A 19,423-nucleotide genomic window follows, 5' to 3' on the forward strand; every position below is an offset into this window, starting at 1 on the left:
GTTACGCTTCGACCCGCACCGTAACGATATCCATCCCCTGATATTTCCGGTGGCGCACCGATGAGGCATAATGACGCAACAGGCGGAACGATATTTCCCTCTCATCCACGCTTTCGTCCTCCTCGTTAAGATACGCGAGACGGTCCTCCAGGTTCTCCTCGTCCTCAAGCGTCGAGATGAATTCCATCTCCACCGCCCTACCGTCGGGACGCACGGCTATGATCAGGCGCGACGTTTTGTCCGTCCCGCTATCCTCGGGATATTCACTGTCTGGCTGCAGCAGGCTCGAGAGCGTCTCCTCGCCCGCCGAACGCAGCCGCTGGGTCGCCGCCTCGCTCCAGTCCATATCGGCGGCAACTTCCCGCATGAAGGCATCAATTTGCGGCAGGTCGGAAAAGTCCAGTCGGACCTCCAGCTTCCTGGAACGCGGACTGGTCACATTCAGGAAGATGTTGAGCGCAATCGCCGTTGCCGCGCCCACCGTGATGCCGTTGCCAAGCAGCGTGCCCCACGGGTGCGCCAGCAAGTTCTCAAGAATGTTTTGCTGCTCGAACCCGACACCAAGCGCGAACGACACGCCTACAACAACGGTCTTTTGAAAATCCAGTCCGTCGCGCACAATAGTCTGCACTCCCTCGACAAAAAATATTCCCACGGCAAGTAAGAGAAATGCCCCCATCACCGGATTGGGTATGGTGAGCAGCGCGCCCGTGAACTTTGGCAGCAATGCCAGTACCAGAAGCATGATCGCTATAACGTATCCCACATTGCGGGCGGCGACTCCCGTCATGTTCACGACCGACGCCGTGAATGACGAATATGGCGACGCAGGAGGCGTTCCGGCAAGACCCGATAGCAAAACACCCAGCCCATTTGAGTAGAGCGAGCCTTGGAGCAGCCGAAAATCGGTCGTCCTCGGTCTGCGCCGCGACACCCGTTGAATTACCACATTGTCTCCAATGCCTTTGATCGCCTGCACCAGAGTGACAATCAGGAACATCGGCAGCAACGCCCAGAATCCGGCAGCCAATGTAAGATCCAACCCTTGGAAACCGACTTGGGGAATGCCGACCCACGGCGCCGCGTACAGCGGCTCCAGGTCATACACTCCCAGCAGGGCCGCAGCAATGCATCCGGATGCGAATCCGATCAGTATGGACCACGGACGCCAGCGCCGCGGGGCGCGCAGTATCAGCGCCGTGGATACCACCAGCGTTACCGCAGCTACGAACAGCCCAGCGAATGCCGGCGCACCCTCCGGGACTTCCCCGAATCGATCCAAACAGATGGGCAGCACCATCACGGCTATCAGCATAAGCACTGTGCCTGACACGGTCGGCGTTATCACGCGCCGCAGTTGGGGAAGCCTTGTCGCTATAGCAAAGAAAAAAAGCGCAGACACTACCATCAGGCTGGCCAGCATCGCCGGTCCTCCCTCATGCAGGGCAAATACCGACAGCGGGATGTAGTTGGGCGTCACTCCCATGACGACCAGATGCCCCGCACCAAATCGGCTTATCTTGGAGGCTTGCAGCGCGGTGACTATCCCTACGATTATCAGCGCCGAGAATACGGACCAGGTCAGATATGCTTCGTTCTGGCCGGTCGCTAGAACATTGATAACCACTATCGAAACTGCGAGCGGCAGCACAAGCACGATGCCCTGTATGGCGACGATGAAAGAGGAGAGCGGCGTGCATTTTTCGTCCGGCTCGTAGCGGATGTGGTCGTTTACAGGGGTTGAAGCCAATCCGAACCTCCCAATCAGGTTTCATCGCTGGCGTAAAGAGTATCGGTATCAGCTCAGCGTGTTAACCAGTTTAGCTTCGACGATTCTGTGATCCTGAGTCAAAAGCGTCGCGCCGAGCACACGAGCGGTCGCCACGAGGATGCGGTCCGCCGGATCGCGGTGAAAGGAATCCGGCAACGACACTAACTCGGCCGCTACCGCCGGAGAGATGCCATGTCGCCGCACCAGCGGAGGTGCAACCACCTTCTCCAACCACTCCCGGAGGGGAATCTTCAGGCGAATACGACCCAGACTGTGCAGCATCGCCACTTCCCAAAGCGAAATATCAGATACCTGCAACGGCGAGTCGGCGTCGGCGGACGCAATAACGTCCTGTTGATCCCGAGACAGCCGACTGCGGTCCCCGTGCCACCACAGCAGGATATGTGTGTCGAGCAACACATTCTTCACTTCAGGCTGTCCCACTGCTCTTCTGGGAACACTGGTTCCACTACATCGCCATCTATGATGACCGTCTCCTCCAGTTCACTCTGGGGATACCGGTTTCCCTCGCTGAGCACACGTGACAGCTCCGCAACTGGCTTACCACGCTTCAGGATAACCACCCGTTCGCCGGTCTCGTGAACGCGGTCGAGGATGGCTAGGCACCGTGCCTTGAAATCGGATGCATTAATCGTCGTCATATGACCAGTATTCATGACCGGTCATATTATGTCAAGGCACTTCGGAAGAATGCAAGAAAACCGAAGAAGTAGGTTTTTTCTCCCCGCTCCTACCTGTCGACTTCCCCGAGCACTATGTCAATGCTGCCTATCGCGGCAACGACATCGGAGACGAATCCCCCTTTTACCATACCCGGAAGGGCCTGCAGGTTCACAAATGACGGCCCGCGAACCCGCATTCTGTAGGGTTTTCCCGTACCGTCGCTTACTATGTAGTAACCAAGCTCTCCCTTGGGGTTCTCCACGGCGTGGTATATCTCCCCGGGAGGAGTCTCAAAACCGCTGTAAACCAGCACGAAATGCCTGATCAGGGATTCCATTTTAGTGTAGACAAGCTCTTTTTCGGGCAAGACGATATCGGGAAGATCGGCTATGTAGGGGCCGTCGGGAAGATTACGAAGAGCCTGCTCGATTATGCGAAGGCTCTGTCTCATCTCCTCCATCCTGCAGAGATACCTGGCGTACGCGTCTCCTTCATTGGCGACCGGTATGTCGAACTCGTAGTTTTCGTAATCAAGGTAGGGAGCGGCCTTTCTTACGTCATACGGAACGCCGCTTCCTCTCAGTATGGGGCCGGTAATTCCAAGATCGATAGCCTGCTCCTTGCTTATAACCGCCACTTCCTTGGTGCGGTCGATCCATATCCTGTTTCTCGTAAGAAGCCTGTCTATCTCGCTTAAGGTCTCAGGGAATATCTTAAGAAAATTCCTTATCGTGTCCGGGAAATCTTCGGGAAGATCCATGGGGAGGCCCCCCACCCTGGGGTATGAAGTCGTGAGTCTCGCTCCGCACACCATCTCGAGAATCTCGTAGATACGCTCTCTCTCCTTGAAGCAGAAAAGAAAAGCGGTCATCGCGCCGAGATCCATGGCGTTTGCGCCTATACCTATGAGGTGGGACTCGATCCTGCCGAGCTCAAACATTATCACCTCGGCCACCTTGGCCCTCGGGGGAATCTCATCCTCAATCCCGAGGAGCTTCTCAACGGCCAGTATGAAGCCTATGTTGTTGCAAATCGAGGCCAGGTAGTCCATTCTGTCGGTGTAGGGAAGACATTTCTGGTAGGAGATATCCTCGCAGAGCTTCTCTATTCCCCTGTGCAGGTAGCCGATGTGAGGAACGGCTTCTTGGACTATCTCTCCGTCAAGGTAAAGAACCACCCGCAGAACCCCGTGGGTTGACGGATGCTGCGGCCCCATGTTAAGCATCATGGTCTGTTTTCTCGTACCGTCGGCCTCAGTGCCTAGCTCTTCTGTAACAATCTCGACTCTTTCCATCACTCAAGCCCCTCATCAAGAGCCCGCTCGAAAGATCTCTTTGAAGATTCCCTGTCTCTCACGTCGAAATCCTTTCTGAGCGGAAACTGGTCGTAATCCTCGGGCATCAGTATTCTTCTCGGGTCGGGATGTCCTCTGAAAGTTATCCCGAACATATCGTAAGCCTCTCTCTCAAGCCAGTTCGCCCCGGACCACACCGACGTTACGGAATCAATCGCGGGGTTATCCTGCTCAAGAGCAGCCTTGAGCCTTATTTTCAGGTTCTCTTCGTAGTTCTCACCGAAGCGGTGAATGAGGTAAACAACCTCGTACCTTGGGAATTTAACGGTCAGGTAGTCAACAACCGTAACGTCCACAAGGTAAGTAAAACCGAGGGTGTTTTTCAGAAGCGAACAGCACTCGACTATCGATTCTGCCTTTACAGTAAAGGTGGTCTCCCCGCGGAATGTGCTCTCCGAGAGGATGTACCCGCTTATTTTTTCCCTTATTTGATCGACAGGGTCAGGTGGGGAGGTCATACGATCGGGGGTCCCTCGTTATCTATTTTCTTCTGGATTTTCATGACGGCGTCAATAAGGGCTTCGGGTCTCGGGGGACAGCCGCCAACGTAAACATCCACCGGAAGGAATTCGTCTATTCCCTGAACAACAGCGTAACTGTCAAAAGGTCCGCCGCCGCATGTACACGACCCCATCGCTATTACCCACTTGGGTTCGGGCATCTGTTCGTAGATCCTTCTGCAGACCGACGCCATCTTGTAGGTTATGGTACCGGAAACTATCATCAGATCCGCCTGTCTCGGCGAGAATCTCACGGTTTCGGCCCCGAACCTCGCGATATCAAACCTCGAGGAGAAAGTCCCCATCATCTCAATCGCGCAACAAGCGGTTCCAAAAGCCATTGGCCACAGGCTGTGTTTCCTTCCCCAGTTGGCAACCGCGGAGACCTTGGTCGTTAGAAAACCGTCTCCGCCGAGAAGTGGTCCGCTGCTTACTCCCATTCCAAAGCTCCTTTTTTGAGAACGTAAAAGTACCCGCCGATTACAACAAAAAGGAATGCCAGCACCTCAATAAGTGCCACCATCCCAAGCTCCCTGAACACGACCGCCCAGGCGACAAGGAACACGATTTCTATGTCAAACAGTATGAAGAGGGCTCCTATGAGGTAATACTTGAGTGAAACCTTCTCCCTTGCGTCTCCCTTGGGAACCATCCCCGATTCATACGGAATCAGCTTGCGCCAGCTTCCGTATCTTTTCGGACCGAGCAGATAGGAAACGGACAGAAGCGCCGCGGCAAGAACGATCGCTATTACTATTATCAGGAGGACGGGAACATACTGGTCTAACACAACACAAACAAGGTTAGTATCAGGGGATAAATTGTCAAGAAAATCCCACGCTCCCGCAACCATGTTTTTACGGTCAACAATGGGAAAAGACCTGTAAAACGGTTAACATATCCCGGGTTACGCAAACATGGAAAAAGAGATCGCAAAAGCGTACGAATTCGTAACCAATTCCAACGAAATCGTCGTCCTTACAGGGGCGGGAATCTCGGCTGAAAGCGGTATTCCCACATACAGGGGAGAAGAAGGGCTCTGGAGGAATTACGACCCCCACGAACTTGCAACGCCAGAGGCCTTTTTCAGAAATCCCAAGTTGGTGTGGGAGTGGTATGACTCAAGAAGGGCTATAATGAAAAACGCCAAGCCCAATCCCGGCCACTTCGCGATAACCGCGCTTGAGAAGGAAAAAAAGGACTTCACACTCATAACGCAAAACGTAGACGGCCTTCACTTCGCGGCCGGGACACGAAACGTAATAGAACTTCACGGAAGTCTCTGGGAAATCAAATGCACCGAATGCGAAAAAGTGGAGAAGAACTATCAGGTACCTATTCCGGAACTTCCCCCTAAGTGCGACGCCTGCGACGCGCCAATGAGGCCGAACACCGTGCTGTTCGGAGAAATCATCCCGATGGAGACAATAGACAGGTGCCTGTTCGCAATAGAGCAGTGCGATCTTCTTCTGATAGTGGGAACCTCGGGAGTGGTCGAACCTGCGGCTTCAATGGGGCTTATAGCGAAAAAAAGCGAGAAACCGGTAGTGGAAATCAATATTGATGTGACCCCCGGTACGGGTCTTTACGACGCAAGCGTAATGGGTAAATCGGGAGAAGTCCTGCCCCTCCTCGTGGAATCCGAAACTTCCAGAAACCGAATGTGACGAAAAATCAGGCCGGGTCCCGAGATTCTGGACCAGAGAATCCACTCAAAGGGAATTCACAAGAGCGTAAAAAATTAAGTCCTACGGCACATCTCACCATCCAGCCCCAACTGCCATTACTAGGTAGTTGTTGAGTTTGATAGGACCACTCGTATTGAATAATTTTTATAATCTAGGCTAACACGGAGAAGGCGTATCTTGAACAAAGGAAAAAGCGGCTGCTTTACAGGTGAATTAACGTCGCGATGCCTTTGGGTATTCCTAGCACTAATTGCGGTACTCGGTTCTACGGGCTGCGGTGGCGAGAGTTCATCTTCAGCGGGTTCAGGAGAAACCTCGTTGCCAGAATCGGTCGAAACAGCACCCCCGGAACCAACTGAACCGTCTCCACCGCCGTCGCTTCCACCATCATCACCGCCACCGCTGACCTGCGGTACAAGCGATGAACCATGGCAAGAAGGTATGTTCTGTCCCAGCGACAATTTTCATCAATACTGCGCGGATCCGAGCAAAGCTGTTAGTCAAGACGCCATGCAGGGAACATACGTGGATGAAAACAACTGGCTTCGGTCCTGGAGTCATGAAACCTATCTCTGGTACGACGAAATCGAGGATGTGGATCCGGCCTGCTGCACTACGGAGGAGTACTTTGAGCTAATGAAAACAAAAGAGACGACATCTTCCGGAAAGCCAAAGGACAGGTTCCATTTCTCACAGCCCACCAGAGAATACCGGCAACTTTCCAATGAGGGCATTACGGCTGGATATGGCGTCAGACTCAAAATTCTGCAACGCTCGCCTCCGCGAAATGTGGTGGTAGCCTACACCGAACCCGGCTCGCCCGCGACCGCGGCCAGCGTCAATCTTGTGCGCGGCACACAGATCCTCGGCGTTGACGGCATTGATATCGTAAATTCCACCGACGAAGACGAGGTAGACAAGATAAACGCCGCTTTGAATCCATCTGTTGGTGATACGCACACATTCACTGTTAAAGATCCCGGTTCATTCTCCCATGAGCGCTCCGTGACAATGACCGCAAGAGAGATCACAGTGCATCCGGTGCAGAAAGTAAAAGTGATAACCACCCCCGAAGGAGACCGCGTAGGTTACATACTGTTTAACGCTCACAATGACCCGGCGGCGCAACCGCTAATAAACGCCGGCAACACATTTAGGAGAGGAAGAGGCATCGATGACCTAGTGCTTGATCTTCGCTATAATCCTGGCGGGTTCATCTACATCGCGCAGATTATAACATCGATAATAGCCGGGTCCGCAGGCAATGGGAAAAACTTCGCAACAATTGAATATAACGACAAAACAGACAATGTATCCGCTCCCTTTGCCGGCGCGTTCAAAGATGAGAACGGCACTGTGTATCGACTGCCGTATCTTGATCTTCCGCGCCTGTTCGTTCTGACCAGTCCCAGCACCTGCTCGGCAAGCGAACTGATCATCAACAGCCTGCGCGGCATCGACATAGAGGTAATATTGGTTGGTTCGACCACATGCGGCAAGTACTACGGTTCTGTTTCGACAGACAATTGCGGCACGACTTATTCCACTATTCAGCTAAGGATAGTTAATAACAAGGGAGTTGCCGATTATGATGACGGTTTCTCGCCTACCTGCTCCGTTGCGGACAATGATTATGACCACCAGCTCGGCGACCCGGAGGAAAGCCTTCTTAAAACAGCCCTCGCTTATCAGGCTGACGACGCGTGTCCTTCATCAAGTGCAGCTCAAGTCCCAGATGTCGCGACGAAAAACTCCCAGGAAGAATCGTTATCAATCGATCCCATTCCCTCGCCATATTCCAGCTTGCCCGGTTTGATTCTCGATCGGTAAGCTTTTGAGCAAACCCGATCTTATATTTTTTCCGTACCGCAACCTGCATCACTGAACGCCGTAACTTTTTAACGTTGCACGCGTACCTTGATAAATTAAGGTCATCCTGCGATAATGTACGTCTAGCCAAATCCACCTTGGCATTTAATCAGAGGAGAACTGCAGTGCACAAAGGAAAAAACCGCCTTTCCCCATACAGATCCACTTCGAGACACTTGCTCGCGATATGCCTAACGTTGCTCGGAGTATCGGTTTTTCTCGGTTGCGGCGATACTTATGAAACAGCTCCGGCAGAAGAACCGGCGTTTTTTCCCAGTGATATCTTCGTAGATACCTGCGCCGACCTCAGCAAAGCTTATTATAAGAGCATCTCCTCTCAAGGCATCTACGCAGATGAAAACAACTGGCTTCGGTCCTGGAGTCACGAAACCTATCTCTGGTACGACGAAATCAAAGATCAGGATCCTTCCTGCTGCAGTACTCCCGTCTACTTTGACTTGATGAAGACCTTTGAAACAAACGCTTCCGGAGCTCCCAAGGATAGATTTCATTTCACCGTACCTACTGCAGAATTCTTGGCAGAAAGGGAAAGCATTGATATAGGATACGGTGCCGAGTTCGCGCTTCTGCGAGCCGCCCCGCCACGAGACGTAAGGGTCGCTTACACAGAACCCGGTTCGCCGGCTACCGAGGTTAATCTTTCCCGCGGCGCCCAGATTCTCGAGATCGACGGTGAAAGGATGTTAGATTCGGATAACTTAGACGTATTAAACAACGGCCTGTTTCCACGCACAGTGGGGGAAAGCCACATGTTCACCGTTCTGGATCTCGGATCGTCAACTCCCCGCACGGTAACCATGACTTCCGTGGCAATAACTACTGATCCGGTTCCGAACGTGAAAGTCCTGACCACTGGCAATGGAGACCGTGTAGGTTACATGCTGTTTAACGCTCACAACGCACCTGCTGCGACAGCCATCGTAGAAGCAGGCAGACATCTGAAAAACGCAGGCATCGATGACCTGATCGTTGATCTTCGCTATAATCCTGGCGGACTTCTCTATGTAGCACAGATATTCTCGTCGATGATCGCCGGGACTGAAAAAGAAGGATTTATTTTCGAAGAGCTTCAGACAAACGGTAAAATCCCATCGCAAAGCTGGGAGTTCGCTCTTGAATTCTCAGCGGATGACATAATTGGCGACACGGACTTGACGGTTCCCAGTCTCGGTTTGCCGCGCCTGTTCGTTCTTACGAGCCCCCGAACCTGCTCAGCAAGCGAATCAGTCATAAACAGTTTGCTCGGGGTCGACATAGACGTCATCCAAATAGGGTCAGTTACCTGCGGCAAGCCCTACGGCTTCGCTCCAACCGAGAACTGCGGAACTGTTTACCATTCGATTAACTTCAGGGGGGCAAATGCCAAGGGCGAGGCAGATTTCGAAGATGGATTTGCTCCGCACTGCCAAGTTGCAGAAGACTTCAACCACCAGCTCGGTGACCCCGAGGAGGTTCTTCTCAAAACAGCTCTTGCCTATCGAGCCATCGGCGCTTGTCCTTCCTCAGAGGAAGAAGGCGGCAGAACAAGAGTTTCATTGGCGGAGTCATCGCCCGGTGAAGCCATCTCCAGACCTTCTGGGTTTTCGGGCAAAATAGTTGGGTCCGGGATACCGTCATCGAACTGATCCCCGACGAAAACAGAAGCCTATATTCTCTGTCCTCTGAAACCCGCTACTGTGTCGCCGATGCGCTTTACTACCTTACGTCGCATATCTCCATGGCTACTTTTATCGCCTGAATCATGCTCTCGGGGCGCGCAGCGCCCTTCCACGCTATGTCAAAAGCGGTTCCGTGGTCAGGAGAGGTCCGCAGTATAGGCAGTCCCAGAGTTACATTAACCCCGGTATCGAAAGAAAGCATCTTGAAGGGCACGAAGCCTTGGTCGTGGTACATGGCGACCACAAGGTCCCACTTGCCGCGAAGGGCGTCGTAGAAAAGAGTGTCCGCGGGCAGTGGTCCCTCGACCGATATTCCTTCGGCTCTCGCTCTCTCAAGAGCCGGAATTATATGTTCCTGCTCCTCGTTTCCGAAAGATCCCGATTCTCCGGCGTGCGGGTTTAACCCGCAGACAACTATCTTGGGATCTTCGACTCCGAATCTTTTTTTGAGTTCCCGGGCGGATATGGAGACGGTCACATAAACGCTTTCTTCCGTAATCATGTCCGGAACCTCGCTAAGAGGGACGTGTATCGTCACGGGCGCGACGCGGAACCTCGTTCCTTCAAAAAGCATTACCACGTTTTCAGAACCTGTAAGGTCCATAAGCATTTCCGTGTGTCCGGGGTAGGTAGAACCGGCCATGTGTATGGATCTCTTGCTTATGGGAGCCGTAACTATGGCGTCAACTTCTCCTGCAAGGGCCATGGCCACAGCCTTTTCTATGCACACAACAGACGCCCTCCCCGCTTTTTCAGACCTCACGCCCGCCTCAACATCCCCCAAGGAAAAATCCGTAGGATCTATAATCGACAGGGGACCGCCCTTTCCGAACTTATAGTTAGCCTTCTGGAGCACCGGCTCGCTTCCGACAAACACGATATCGTATATATCCTCGAAGAAACCGTCGTAAAAAGCCCTTATGCAAACCTCCGGGCCTATCCCGTTCGGGTCTCCCATCGTTACAGCTATTTTTGATTTTCCGCTCACGAAAACACCTCTTGATTTCTCTTCAGCTAGATAAGACCGTCTTTGTCCTTCGATACTTTTGGGAAAAGCTCCGTCACGTTCTCAAAAACAATTTGAGTAAATTCCTCAAGAGACAGTCCCCGGAGCTTCGAAATAAGTTTGGCCACGTAAACTACATTGCACGGCTCATTCGGTTTCCCCCTCTGGGGCACCGGCGCCAAGTAAGGAGAATCCGTCTCGTAAAGAAGCCTCTCAATGGGAATTCTGGCCGCCGCGTCCCTTACCTCCTCGGCCCTCTTGAAAGTCACTATGCCGGAGAAGGAAATAAAAAAACCGAGATCAAGATACTTTTTCGCCGTTTCGTAATCCCCTGAAAAACAGTGGATAACTCCGGGCATCGGACCGAGATCAGCCTCCCGGAGCATTGAAAGCAGTTCTTCCTCAGCGTCTCTTACGTGAACCACGAATGGTAGATTGCGTCTCCTCGCGAGCTCCATATGCGCCTCAAACGACCTTATCTGATCTTCCCTGGGGGAATTCATGTAGTGATAATCAAGCCCGGTTTCTCCAATCGCCACTACCTTGGGGTCTTCGGCCATCCCCTCAAACTCCCGCATCACCTCTTCATTGAAACTGGAAGCGGAGTGCGGGTGGATTCCAACCGACACGTAAACTCCCCTGTATTTCCTCGAAAGCTCTATGGTGGCAAGCGAGGACTCAATCCCCGTCCCGATGGATATGATCTTCCCGACTCCCTCGGCCGCGGCTTTTGACACGGCGCCCACAGGGTCTTCAATACTGAGCAGATGGGCGTGGGAATCAACCAGCATGCGGTCTATTTCTTCTCCTTAAGGAGACCCGTTACCTCGTCGAGAAACTCGTTTACATCCTTAAACGACCTGTAGACCGAAGCGAACCTTACGTACGCGACCTGATCGATATCATAAAGCTTGTCTATCAGCTTTTTCCCTATCTCTTCGCTTGATATCTCCCGCTCTCCCCTCTCGAGAAGCTCCTTTTCGAAACCGGAGACAAAATCCTCTATGACCTCAGTGCTTACCGGCCTTTTCTCGCACGCCTTGCGCATTCCGGCTATTATCTTGTTGCGGTCAAACTCTTGCCTGCGACCGTCCTTTTTCACCACCATCACCTCGGCATGGTGGATTCTTTCGTATGTGGTGAATCTCTCCTGGCAGTCGTTGCACTCCCTGCGTCTTCTGACGGAAAAACCGTCTTTTCCTTCTCTTGAATCAACTACTCTGGTGTCATCAGATTTGCAGAAAGGGCACTTCATTCTTTTATCCGCCGAGTCTGTGACCGTAAACGGGAAAACGCAGGCACAGTTCCTTCACGTCTTCCTTTATTCTGCCGAGAACCTTTTCATTCTCATGATTGTTAAAAGCTTCCATTATAAAACCTGATATCGCGTCGATTTCCGGTTCCTTCATCCCTCTTGTGGTAATCGCGGGAGTTCCGATCCTTACGCCACTTGTGACCATGGGAGGACGGGGGTCGAAGGGAATAGTGTTTTTATTGACCGTTATGCCCGCCTTCTCAAGCGTCTGTTCAACAACCTGCCCGGTAAACTCCGTCTCCGTGAGATCAACCAGCACCAGGTGGTTATCGGTTCCGCCCGAGACGAGCTTAAGACCCGCGTTTAGGAGATTTTCCCCGAGACGTTGTGCGTTTTTCACTATCTGGCGCTGGTACTCTAAGAACTCGGGCGTAAGAGCCTCCTTGAACGCAACGGCCTTGGCCGCTATGACGTGCATAAGCGGACCGCCCTGGGTTCCGGGAAAAACCCTGCTGTTCACGGTCTTTGCATGCTCTTCCTTCATCATTACCATGCCGCCTCGCGGTCCCCGAAGGGTTTTATGGGTGGTAGTCGTCACGAAATCGCAGTGGGGCACGGGATCCGAGTGAAGTCCGGCGACCACAAGCCCCGCCGGATGCGCTATGTCCGCCAGCAAAAGCGCCCCGCACTCATCCGCTATGCTTCTGAATTTCGCGTAGTCCACATCCCTCGGGTAAGCGCTCCAGCCGGCGATTATGAGTCCCGGGGAGTGTTCCAGGGCAAGCTTCCTCACCTCGTCGTAATCGATTGTTCCCGTTTCCTTTGAAACCCCGTAGGCAACGACGTTGTAGAGCCGTCCCGAAAAATTAACGGGGTGTCCGTGGGTAAGATGTCCTCCGTGGTCAAGCCTCATGCCCAAGACAGTCTCTCCAGGCTTAAGCGCGGCAAAGAACACGGCCATGTTTGCCTGGGCTCCCGAGTGCGGTTGCACATTAACGGCGTCAGCACCGAAAAGCTCAAGGGCCCTCTCTCGCGCCAGATCCTCGGCCACGTCAACGAATTCACAACCTCCGTAATAACGCCTTCCGGGGAGACCTTCGGCATATTTGTTAGTAAGCACAGACCCCATGGCCTCCATGACGGCGTCGCTAACGTAGTTCTCAGACGCTATCATCTCGAGTTTCCATTCCTGGCGCTGTGTTTCCATGCGGATAACTTCCGCTATCTGCTCATCAACCGTCCTTAGATGACTCATCTACTCACCTCGAAACGAAAAAGTATTGTGAAAACGGCTCTCCAGCACCAAGCGCTGTCCTGCGCAACGCCCACGCAATAATGCCGCATCTCGGAAAAAAGCTGCACGATAATTGTGTAAAGTTAAAGTGAGAAACCACGGGATATTCATCTTTCCCAGGGAAAAGAATACCGAATGCCCCGGCAAACCTCAATTTCGTTACAAATGCCGCTCGGGGGAAGGGGAAATCCCCTGGGGGCGGATAAGCCGGGGCGGGGAAATCGCATGTCGAAGACCGCTAAACGGAACGGATACATAGAGATAAAAGGCGCCAGGGAAAACAACCTGAAAAACATAGATGTCCTGATCCCTCAAAACAGGTTCACGGTGGTGACCGGTCTCAGCGGTTCGGGCAAGTCATCCCTCGTGCTTGACACCGTTTACAAAGAAGGGCTCAGGAGGTATATCGACTGCCTTTCAACCTATGCAAGACAGTTTATAGAGAAAGTCGAGCGCCCCGCGATGGACGACATAGAAGGTCTTCCAACCCCGATAGCTATCGAAAGCCGAAACAACGTCATAAATTCCCGTTCCACAGTAGGCACCACAACCGAAATATACGACTATACGAGACTTCTGTTCGCGAAAATCGGAAAAACCCGCTGCCCAGAATGCGGAGAGGAAGTGATGGAACACTCTCCACAGTCCCTCACTCGGCTGCTGCTCGAAAAATTCCCAGGGGAAAGAGCCGTCATCTGCTTTGAGACCGAAGAGGGAGCGGATCTTTCACAATATATGAAAAAAGGCTACTCACGCACCTACCGGAGCGGAAAGACCCGGGATATGGAAAAAAGCTTGGAGGATCCGGACGCAAAGACCCAGGTAGTCACCGCGAGAACCGTTATAGGAGAACGGTCGAAATCGAGGATTACAGAAGCGCTTGAGGCCGCTTTTTCCGAGAGCAGCCGGGCGCTTGTACACATCGTTTTAGGACAGAGCCTGCGTTTCTCAAGAGAACTTCGCTGTGATCTCTGCGACATTGGGTTTGAAAAACCTACCCCGAACACGTTTTCCTTCAACAGTCCCTACGGGGCTTGCGAACGATGCAGCGGATTCGGAAGAAACCTTGAAATCGATCCCGAACTCCTTGTTCCGGACCCCGCTCTCAGTCTCGCCGAAGGGGCAATAGATCCCTTCACGAAAACTTCCTACAGAAAACAGATGAGAAAGCTGCTCGCCTTCGCCGAGGACGCGGGAATAGATACGGAAAAGCCCTTCTCGGAACTTTCGACAAGGGAAAAAGATCTCGTGTTAAACGGAGACGAGTACTACTACGGCGTGAAAGGGTATTTCAAAAGGCTTGAGCGGAAAAATTACAAAACCCACATAAGGGTTTTTCTCTCGAGATACCGCTCCGCGTTTACCTGCGAGGACTGCGGGGGAAGCAGGCTCAAGGAAAAAGCCCTCAACGTGCGGATAGAGGGGGAAAACATATTCCATCTCTCCGAGATGTCCGTAAAGGATCTGAAGTCCTGGTTTGACCGCTTGACCCTGTCCGCTTATGAACTGGAGATCGCCGCCGACATAATAAAGGAAATAAATTCACGGCTGGATTTTCTTATCCACGTGGGGCTTGATTACCTGACCCTCTCAAGGCTCACCCGCACCCTCTCGGGCGGAGAAGCGCAGAGGATAAATTTTGCCTGCCAGATGAGTTCGCGGCTTACCGAGACCCTGTATATTCTGGACGAGCCCTCGATCGGTCTGCACGCAAGAGACATGAGCCGGCTCAATTCGCTGATAAGAGAACTCCGGGGGAGAAACAACACCATCATACTCATAGAGCACGATCTTGACACCGTAAAGTCCGCAGACTACATAGTGGAACTCGGTCCCCGGGCGGGAGACGGCGGGGGAGAGGTCGTGTATCAGGGGACCCTGAAGAGTTTCCTGCGTTCGGCGAAGAACTCGACCACGAAAAAATACCTCGCAAACGAAAAGAAAATAGAAGTTCCCGGCTCCCGCAGAGAGACCACCGGCAACTCAATAAACGTAATCGGCGCAAGCGAAAATAACCTCAAGAACATAAACGTCCGTTTTCCCCTTGGAACCCTCTCGTGCGTAACCGGGGTCTCGGGTTCGGGGAAAAGCTCGCTTGTAAACGACATCCTGCATAACGCTCTTCTAAGAAAATTCAGGAGGAAGGCCGAAAGGGTCGGAAAACACGAACGTATAGAAGGCGCAGAGTATATAGACGACGTGATAATTCTTGATCAGGCGAGCATAGGAAGAACCTCGAGGTCAAATCCCGTCACTTACATAAAGGTTTACGACGACATACGCAAAATCCTCGCCGGGCACTACCAGGCGAAACTTCGCAAGCTTACCCCGTCGCATTTTTCCTTCAACGTCAGGGGAGGCCGCTGCGAGAAATGTATGGGCGAGGGAAGTCACAGGGTCGAGATGCACTTTCTCGCCGACGTCATGGTGACGTGCGAGGAATGCGGAGGAAAAAGGTTTGGAAAAGAGGTTCTGGCCTACAGGTACAAGGGGAAAAACATAGACGACATCCTTAACCTCACTGTCGATCAGGCCATGGGGTTTTTCTCGGGAAACCCGGCCGTTACCAGAAAGCTCAAGGTTCTAAAGGATGTCGGATGCGGTTATCTGAGGCTCGGACAGCCCGCAACAACACTGTCGGGAGGAGAAGCCCAGAGGATAAAGATAGCCCGGGAACTCTCGAAAAAAGAAAAAAACAACATTCTCTACATCCTTGACGAACCCACGGTCGGACTTCACATCGACGACATAGGAAAACTCCTCGACGTTCTTAACAGGCTTGTCGACGCCGGCAACAGCGTAATAGTCATAGAGCACAACCTTGAGATGATAAAATGCGCGGATTATGTAGTTGACCTCGGACCTGAGGGAGGAGATAACGGGGGACGCATAGTGGCCTCCGGTACTCCGGAACAGGTTGCTTCGGTAGAAAACTCTTATACCGGAGAGCACCTGAGACCGCTTCTCGGTTAGCCGGATTATATATTTTTTCGACATGGGGTAGAATAGAACCTTAAAAATAATCTTGTCGGAGAGAAAAAATGCTTGCAGACAGAAAAATACCTTTCAGCGAATCCAAGGAAGAAGAGTGGGAAATTCTTAAACAGAAGACCGAAGGCGGCATAGAGCTCATGCTCGAGGACTCCCAGCGATGGTTCTTGGCCACGACGGAAGGTGACGGAATCAGGATAACTTCCGCCGAGAAGAACGTGCGACCGCTCATGGTTCGCGAACCGCCGCTTATTAAGTTTGATGAGTTCCAAAGAGTGGCGGGAGTCTATAACGAAGCCTTTTTCGGCGGAATCGGTGATCTTTCGGGAAGACTCGAGGCCCACAACTCAAGCCCGAACATGCGGTACCTCTTCATGTTGATTTACTATCTGATCTAGATAGCCTGGAGTATTAAGTAAATAAAAATCGCCCGCATTCGAGAAAATTACCTAGATCAGGCGCTTTGCTGAGCGGGGAACGGCTTAAGAATTTCTTCAGGCTAACTCAAAAAAGCAACTTGAGTTAGCCTGGATTGTCCCTCGCTTCTCACATAGCGATTAATAGTAATTTCTCCATGGAACTTATAAAAAAACGCTAAAACGGCTCTCTCAGGTCCGGTAGGCAGGAATTTGGCTCCGGCGGCAGGGCTCGAACCTGCGACCCGATGATTAACAGTCATCTGCTCTGCCAACTGAGCTACGCCGGAACTGTAGAAAATAGAAAAAAGCCAAAGAATAGTTAATTTTATATAGATAAGAAAAACAGTCAACAAATCTAATACCGAGCAAAAATGGCCGGAAAAAAAGAAAAAGAAAAGAAGCCGGAAGAAGTGAGTTCATCTCTTCCCGCACTTTCAAACTCTCTGCAAAGCTATCTGGCACAGATCAGGGACTACCCTGTTTTGAGCAGGGAAGAAGAATACGAACTCGCGATGAGGCACAGGGAAACGGGCGATCTTGAGGCCGCCAGAAAACTGATTGTATCAAACCTGAAGTTCGTCGTGCGTATTGCAAACGAATACAAAAACTACAACGTAAACACCTTGGATCTTATCCAGGAAGGCAACATAGGACTCATGAAGGCCGTAAGAGGCTTTGACCCTACAAAGGGATACAGACTCATCTCATACGCGGTCTGGTGGATAAGAGCATACATACAGAACCACATAATGAAGAGTTGGAGCCTAGTAAAAGTCGGGACGAACCAGTCGCAAAGAAAGCTCTTCTACAAACTCAGGTCAACGAAAAACAAAATCGAATCCACAGGAGCCGAGATGGGGGAGGATATTTACTCCGAGATAGCCAAGGAACTTGACGTGCCGGACAGCCAGGTAATCGAGATGGACCGGATAATGTCTGGAAAAGACCTGTCTCTTGACGCAAACATAGAAGGCAGCACGGAACGCACCTACGTTGACATGCTGGGGGACACGTTTGATCAGGAGCAGTTCCTCGAAGACTCCCAGACCCGCCCGCTTGTGGCCAAGAAGATAAAAGAAGCCCTGGCGAACCTAAAAGACAGGGAAAGATACATTATCGAAAGACGGGTTCTCACCGATTCTCCCGAAACTCTCGAGAAGCTTTCCCGCAAATTCGGCATCTCAAGAGAACGTGTAAGACAGATAGAAAAAAACGCTCTTAACAAGATCAGGAAGGAATTCCAGAAAGAGCATTTTCACGTATAGAATTCCCGGGACAAGCGGAAGACCGAAAGGATTCTTACCCGTAACATACTAAAACCTCTAACTATTTACGAACTTTTTGTTTTTTAATTACAATTGCAAGTTTTAATTGAATTAGGACCCGAATTATAATATGTTCTTAATAGGGTGTGTGGTTCTTTATTCCTACATAGCAAATCTAACAGGAGGTTGAAATGAGCAGATTTATAACCCTTGCCTCTTCTTTACTTCTCCTCATACTGATTTCTTTTTCATCAAACGCCCAGCAGCTGTATATAAGTACTGAATTGGGACTCGGTATCGGGAATTCTTTGGATACCGACGCCAGTGATACTGATTTCGGCACGCTGTGCGACCAACACTTAAACAATCCGGCAGACGATAACCATTTTGACTCTGGCGTATGTTCTTCCGACACATCAGTCTGGAACAACAGCTTTGACGGTTCAACGGGAGTGACCGCCGGTGTCGCTTTAGGCGTCAGCACAGGTTTTGGCGCGAGAGTTGAAGCCGAGTATTTTAACTTCGGCGCGCAATACGATACGACGTCCTCGGTTGTTGGAGGAGGTCAGGACATTGCGGATAAAGCAGATCAGGAGCTGGTCCGTTCCGATGAGCGTATAGGAGCGGTAAATATAAACAGCCTGTTTGTAAACGTTTACTATGACCTTCCGGTCTCCGGGCAACTCCGTCCTTACATCGGAGGCGGGGTTGGTTTCGGAATGGCCGAAGTCGAATTTGACGCTGTCTGGGCCCGCAATATAAACCCGGATGTAATTACGACCGCGGACGATGCGGAGTATCTGGGTTCCGGCAACGAAGAAGAGGACCGTCAGGCTCTGCATCAAAGAATCGCCGGCGTCACGACCACGGCAAGCCATACTCTCGAAGATACGGTGTTCGGTTACCAGGCGGTGGTCGGGGTGGATTACATGCTGACCGATAATGCCTCAATCGGGGTCAAGGGACGCTGGGTCCAGTACGCCGAATTCAGCGGCGGAGATGAATGGGACCAGTTGCGCGGTCACGCCCCCAATAATGGGCCGGGAACGGACACAGTTGATTATACAATTGAAACTGACGACTTAAGCGCATTCGGAGTCAGTCTGGTAATGAAATATGCGTTCTGATTTCCGTTTTCTCAAAGCGAAGCGGAAAAAATCTAGCGGATCGAGGTCCCTTATGGTTTGTGGGACATGGCGGTGACTTCATGTAAAAGTGAAGACATAGGGTCAGTCGCCGTGAATTCATAGGGGCCCCTCGATTCCGCTTCAGAGAAAATTCGAGTTCCACTTTTACAATCGTCTTCTCCGGCACCGATAAAGGCCCCAGCGTATTTGTCGAAGCGTATAGGCGCTTCGTTCTGCGGGGGATTATCCGGCATGCCACCTGCAAAACCTGCATTCGGAATGATCAAAGAAACCGACAGAAAAACTGCTAAGCTGGCGGCCAAAAACTTTGCTCTACAAGTTTCCGTCAAAACGAGATTTACAAATAAATCGAGGTAATTGTACCCTCTGTTACAAATTGTAACCTTTTCATGCATATTTCATGCATATTGTGTTGACAGGACAGGCATAAACGGATATTTCCTTTGTCTAAGAGGGAAGTTAACCATGCAGGCTAGAGATATAATTGCACTAGGTGTTTT

18 protein-coding genes and 1 tRNA gene are annotated in these 19,423 nt (G+C 51.6%); 7 read left to right on the plus strand and 12 right to left on the minus strand.

Translation table 11 applies throughout. The features are described 5' to 3' along the window. Position 1 precedes the first annotated feature (1 nt). The 7 genes from OXG10_06350 to ndhC form a co-directional block, all read right to left on the minus strand. On the minus strand, positions 2 to 1,750 hold the full coding sequence (locus OXG10_06350; protein ID MCY3826983.1) for a hypothetical protein: 1,749 nt from the start codon (positions 1,748 to 1,750) through the stop codon (positions 2 to 4). Positions 1,751 to 1,798: 48 nt separating this feature from the next. Further along, positions 1,799 to 2,215, minus strand: a complete 417-nt coding sequence (locus tag OXG10_06355) for a type II toxin-antitoxin system VapC family toxin (GenBank protein MCY3826984.1) — start codon at positions 2,213 to 2,215, stop codon at positions 1,799 to 1,801. Then, on the minus strand, positions 2,197 to 2,433 hold the full coding sequence (locus OXG10_06360) for a type II toxin-antitoxin system Phd/YefM family antitoxin (GenBank protein ID MCY3826985.1): 237 nt from the start codon (positions 2,431 to 2,433) through the stop codon (positions 2,197 to 2,199). Before OXG10_06360 ends, OXG10_06355 begins: the two co-directional genes overlap by 19 nt. Positions 2,434 to 2,522: 89 nt before the next feature. After that, positions 2,523 to 3,749, minus strand: coding sequence for an NADH dehydrogenase (quinone) subunit D (gene nuoD / locus OXG10_06365; GenBank protein MCY3826986.1), 1,227 nt, complete (start codon positions 3,747 to 3,749; stop codon positions 2,523 to 2,525). After that, positions 3,749 to 4,267 carry an NADH-quinone oxidoreductase subunit C gene (locus tag OXG10_06370; GenBank protein MCY3826987.1) on the minus strand — a complete coding sequence of 173 codons (519 nt, stop codon included), beginning with the start codon at positions 4,265 to 4,267 and terminating at the stop codon, positions 3,749 to 3,751. The genes nuoD and OXG10_06370 overlap by 1 nt, the downstream gene beginning before the upstream one ends. Continuing rightward, positions 4,264 to 4,749 (minus strand): NADH-quinone oxidoreductase subunit B, encoded by a 486-nt coding sequence (locus OXG10_06375; protein MCY3826988.1) that lies wholly within the window; start codon positions 4,747 to 4,749, stop codon positions 4,264 to 4,266. Before OXG10_06375 ends, OXG10_06370 begins: the two co-directional genes overlap by 4 nt. Next, positions 4,740 to 5,162, minus strand: a complete 423-nt coding sequence (gene ndhC / locus OXG10_06380) for an NADH-quinone oxidoreductase subunit A (protein ID MCY3826989.1) — start codon at positions 5,160 to 5,162, stop codon at positions 4,740 to 4,742. Before ndhC ends, OXG10_06375 begins: the two co-directional genes overlap by 10 nt. Before the next feature lie 64 nt (positions 5,163 to 5,226). Here ndhC and OXG10_06385 point away from each other — a divergent pair, with 64 nt between their 5' ends. The 3 genes from OXG10_06385 (at position 5,227) to OXG10_06395 (ending at position 9,512) form a co-directional block, all read left to right on the plus strand. Then, positions 5,227 to 5,976, plus strand: coding sequence for an NAD-dependent deacylase (locus tag OXG10_06385; GenBank protein MCY3826990.1), 750 nt, complete (start codon positions 5,227 to 5,229; stop codon positions 5,974 to 5,976). A gap of 531 nt (positions 5,977 to 6,507) precedes the next feature. Beyond that, a complete protein-coding gene (locus OXG10_06390; protein ID MCY3826991.1) occupies positions 6,508 to 7,827 on the plus strand; it encodes a S41 family peptidase in 1,320 nt (439 codons plus the stop codon). A 164-nt stretch (positions 7,828 to 7,991) separates the two neighbouring features. Then, positions 7,992 to 9,512, plus strand: coding sequence for a S41 family peptidase (locus OXG10_06395; GenBank protein MCY3826992.1), 1,521 nt, complete (start codon positions 7,992 to 7,994; stop codon positions 9,510 to 9,512). A gap of 70 nt (positions 9,513 to 9,582) precedes the next feature. On the opposite strand, the gene pdxA is transcribed toward OXG10_06395, so the two are convergent. From pdxA to OXG10_06415, 4 genes are read right to left on the minus strand one after another with little or no spacing between them, the layout of a single operon-like run. Then, positions 9,583 to 10,533: a 4-hydroxythreonine-4-phosphate dehydrogenase PdxA gene (pdxA, locus tag OXG10_06400; GenBank protein ID MCY3826993.1), complete on the minus strand. Its 951-nt coding sequence runs from the start codon at positions 10,531 to 10,533 to the stop codon at positions 9,583 to 9,585. Positions 10,534 to 10,559: 26 nt separating this feature from the next. Next, complete coding sequence (locus tag OXG10_06405; GenBank protein MCY3826994.1) at positions 10,560 to 11,342, minus strand: TatD family hydrolase; 783 nt, start codon at positions 11,340 to 11,342, stop codon at positions 10,560 to 10,562. 5 nt (positions 11,343 to 11,347) lie between these two features. Beyond that, complete coding sequence (gene nrdR / locus OXG10_06410; protein MCY3826995.1) at positions 11,348 to 11,806, minus strand: transcriptional regulator NrdR; 459 nt, start codon at positions 11,804 to 11,806, stop codon at positions 11,348 to 11,350. Between the two features lie 4 nt (positions 11,807 to 11,810). Further along, on the minus strand, positions 11,811 to 13,061 hold the full coding sequence (locus OXG10_06415) for a serine hydroxymethyltransferase (GenBank protein MCY3826996.1): 1,251 nt from the start codon (positions 13,059 to 13,061) through the stop codon (positions 11,811 to 11,813). Positions 13,062 to 13,325: 264 nt separating this feature from the next. On the opposite strand from OXG10_06415, the gene uvrA reads away from it, so the two are divergent. Together uvrA and OXG10_06425 are read left to right on the plus strand one after the other, a co-directional pair. After that, entirely contained in the window at positions 13,326 to 16,073 is a 2,748-nt protein-coding gene (uvrA, locus tag OXG10_06420) for an excinuclease ABC subunit UvrA (GenBank protein MCY3826997.1), read from the plus strand. A 68-nt stretch (positions 16,074 to 16,141) separates the two neighbouring features. After that, complete coding sequence (locus OXG10_06425; protein ID MCY3826998.1) at positions 16,142 to 16,489, plus strand: hypothetical protein; 348 nt, start codon at positions 16,142 to 16,144, stop codon at positions 16,487 to 16,489. A gap of 232 nt (positions 16,490 to 16,721) precedes the next feature. Here the strand turns inward: OXG10_06425 and OXG10_06430 are convergent. After that, positions 16,722 to 16,797, minus strand: a tRNA-Asn gene (locus OXG10_06430). Between the two features lie 84 nt (positions 16,798 to 16,881). Between OXG10_06430 and rpoH the strand changes: the two genes are divergently transcribed. Then, the gene (rpoH, locus tag OXG10_06435) at positions 16,882 to 17,775 is read left to right on the plus strand and encodes an RNA polymerase sigma factor RpoH (protein ID MCY3826999.1); all 894 of its coding nucleotides are present in this window, start codon (positions 16,882 to 16,884) and stop codon (positions 17,773 to 17,775) included. Between the two features lie 191 nt (positions 17,776 to 17,966). Further along, on the plus strand, positions 17,967 to 18,902 hold the full coding sequence (locus OXG10_06440; GenBank protein ID MCY3827000.1) for an outer membrane beta-barrel protein: 936 nt from the start codon (positions 17,967 to 17,969) through the stop codon (positions 18,900 to 18,902). The last annotated feature ends 521 nt before the right edge of the window (positions 18,903 to 19,423 follow it).

The organism is Candidatus Dadabacteria bacterium, from assembly GCA_026706695.1.
Lineage (GTDB): Bacteria > Desulfobacterota_D > UBA1144 > Nemesobacterales > Nemesobacteraceae > Nemesobacter.

Coding starts and splice junctions, on each gene's coding strand:
- OXG10_06360 (MCY3826985.1), bottom strand. CDS start 2,433: ATGACGACGATTAATGCATCCGATTTCAAGGCACGGTGCCTAGCCATC.
- nuoD (MCY3826986.1), bottom strand. CDS start 3,749: ATGGAAAGAGTCGAGATTGTTACAGAAGAGCTAGGCACTGAGGCCGAC.
- OXG10_06370 (MCY3826987.1), bottom strand. CDS start 4,267: ATGACCTCCCCACCTGACCCTGTCGATCAAATAAGGGAAAAAATAAGC.
- OXG10_06375 (MCY3826988.1), bottom strand. CDS start 4,749: ATGGGAGTAAGCAGCGGACCACTTCTCGGCGGAGACGGTTTTCTAACG.
- ndhC (MCY3826989.1), bottom strand. CDS start 5,162: ATGGTTGCGGGAGCGTGGGATTTTCTTGACAATTTATCCCCTGATACT.
- OXG10_06385 (MCY3826990.1), top strand. CDS start 5,227: ATGGAAAAAGAGATCGCAAAAGCGTACGAATTCGTAACCAATTCCAAC.
- OXG10_06390 (MCY3826991.1), top strand. CDS start 6,508: ATGCAGGGAACATACGTGGATGAAAACAACTGGCTTCGGTCCTGGAGT.
- OXG10_06405 (MCY3826994.1), bottom strand. CDS start 11,342: ATGCTGGTTGATTCCCACGCCCATCTGCTCAGTATTGAAGACCCTGTG.
- nrdR (MCY3826995.1), bottom strand. CDS start 11,806: ATGAAGTGCCCTTTCTGCAAATCTGATGACACCAGAGTAGTTGATTCA.
- OXG10_06415 (MCY3826996.1), bottom strand. CDS start 13,061: ATGAGTCATCTAAGGACGGTTGATGAGCAGATAGCGGAAGTTATCCGC.
- uvrA (MCY3826997.1), top strand. CDS start 13,326: ATGTCGAAGACCGCTAAACGGAACGGATACATAGAGATAAAAGGCGCC.
- OXG10_06425 (MCY3826998.1), top strand. CDS start 16,142: ATGCTTGCAGACAGAAAAATACCTTTCAGCGAATCCAAGGAAGAAGAG.
- rpoH (MCY3826999.1), top strand. CDS start 16,882: ATGGCCGGAAAAAAAGAAAAAGAAAAGAAGCCGGAAGAAGTGAGTTCA.
- OXG10_06440 (MCY3827000.1), top strand. CDS start 17,967: ATGAGCAGATTTATAACCCTTGCCTCTTCTTTACTTCTCCTCATACTG.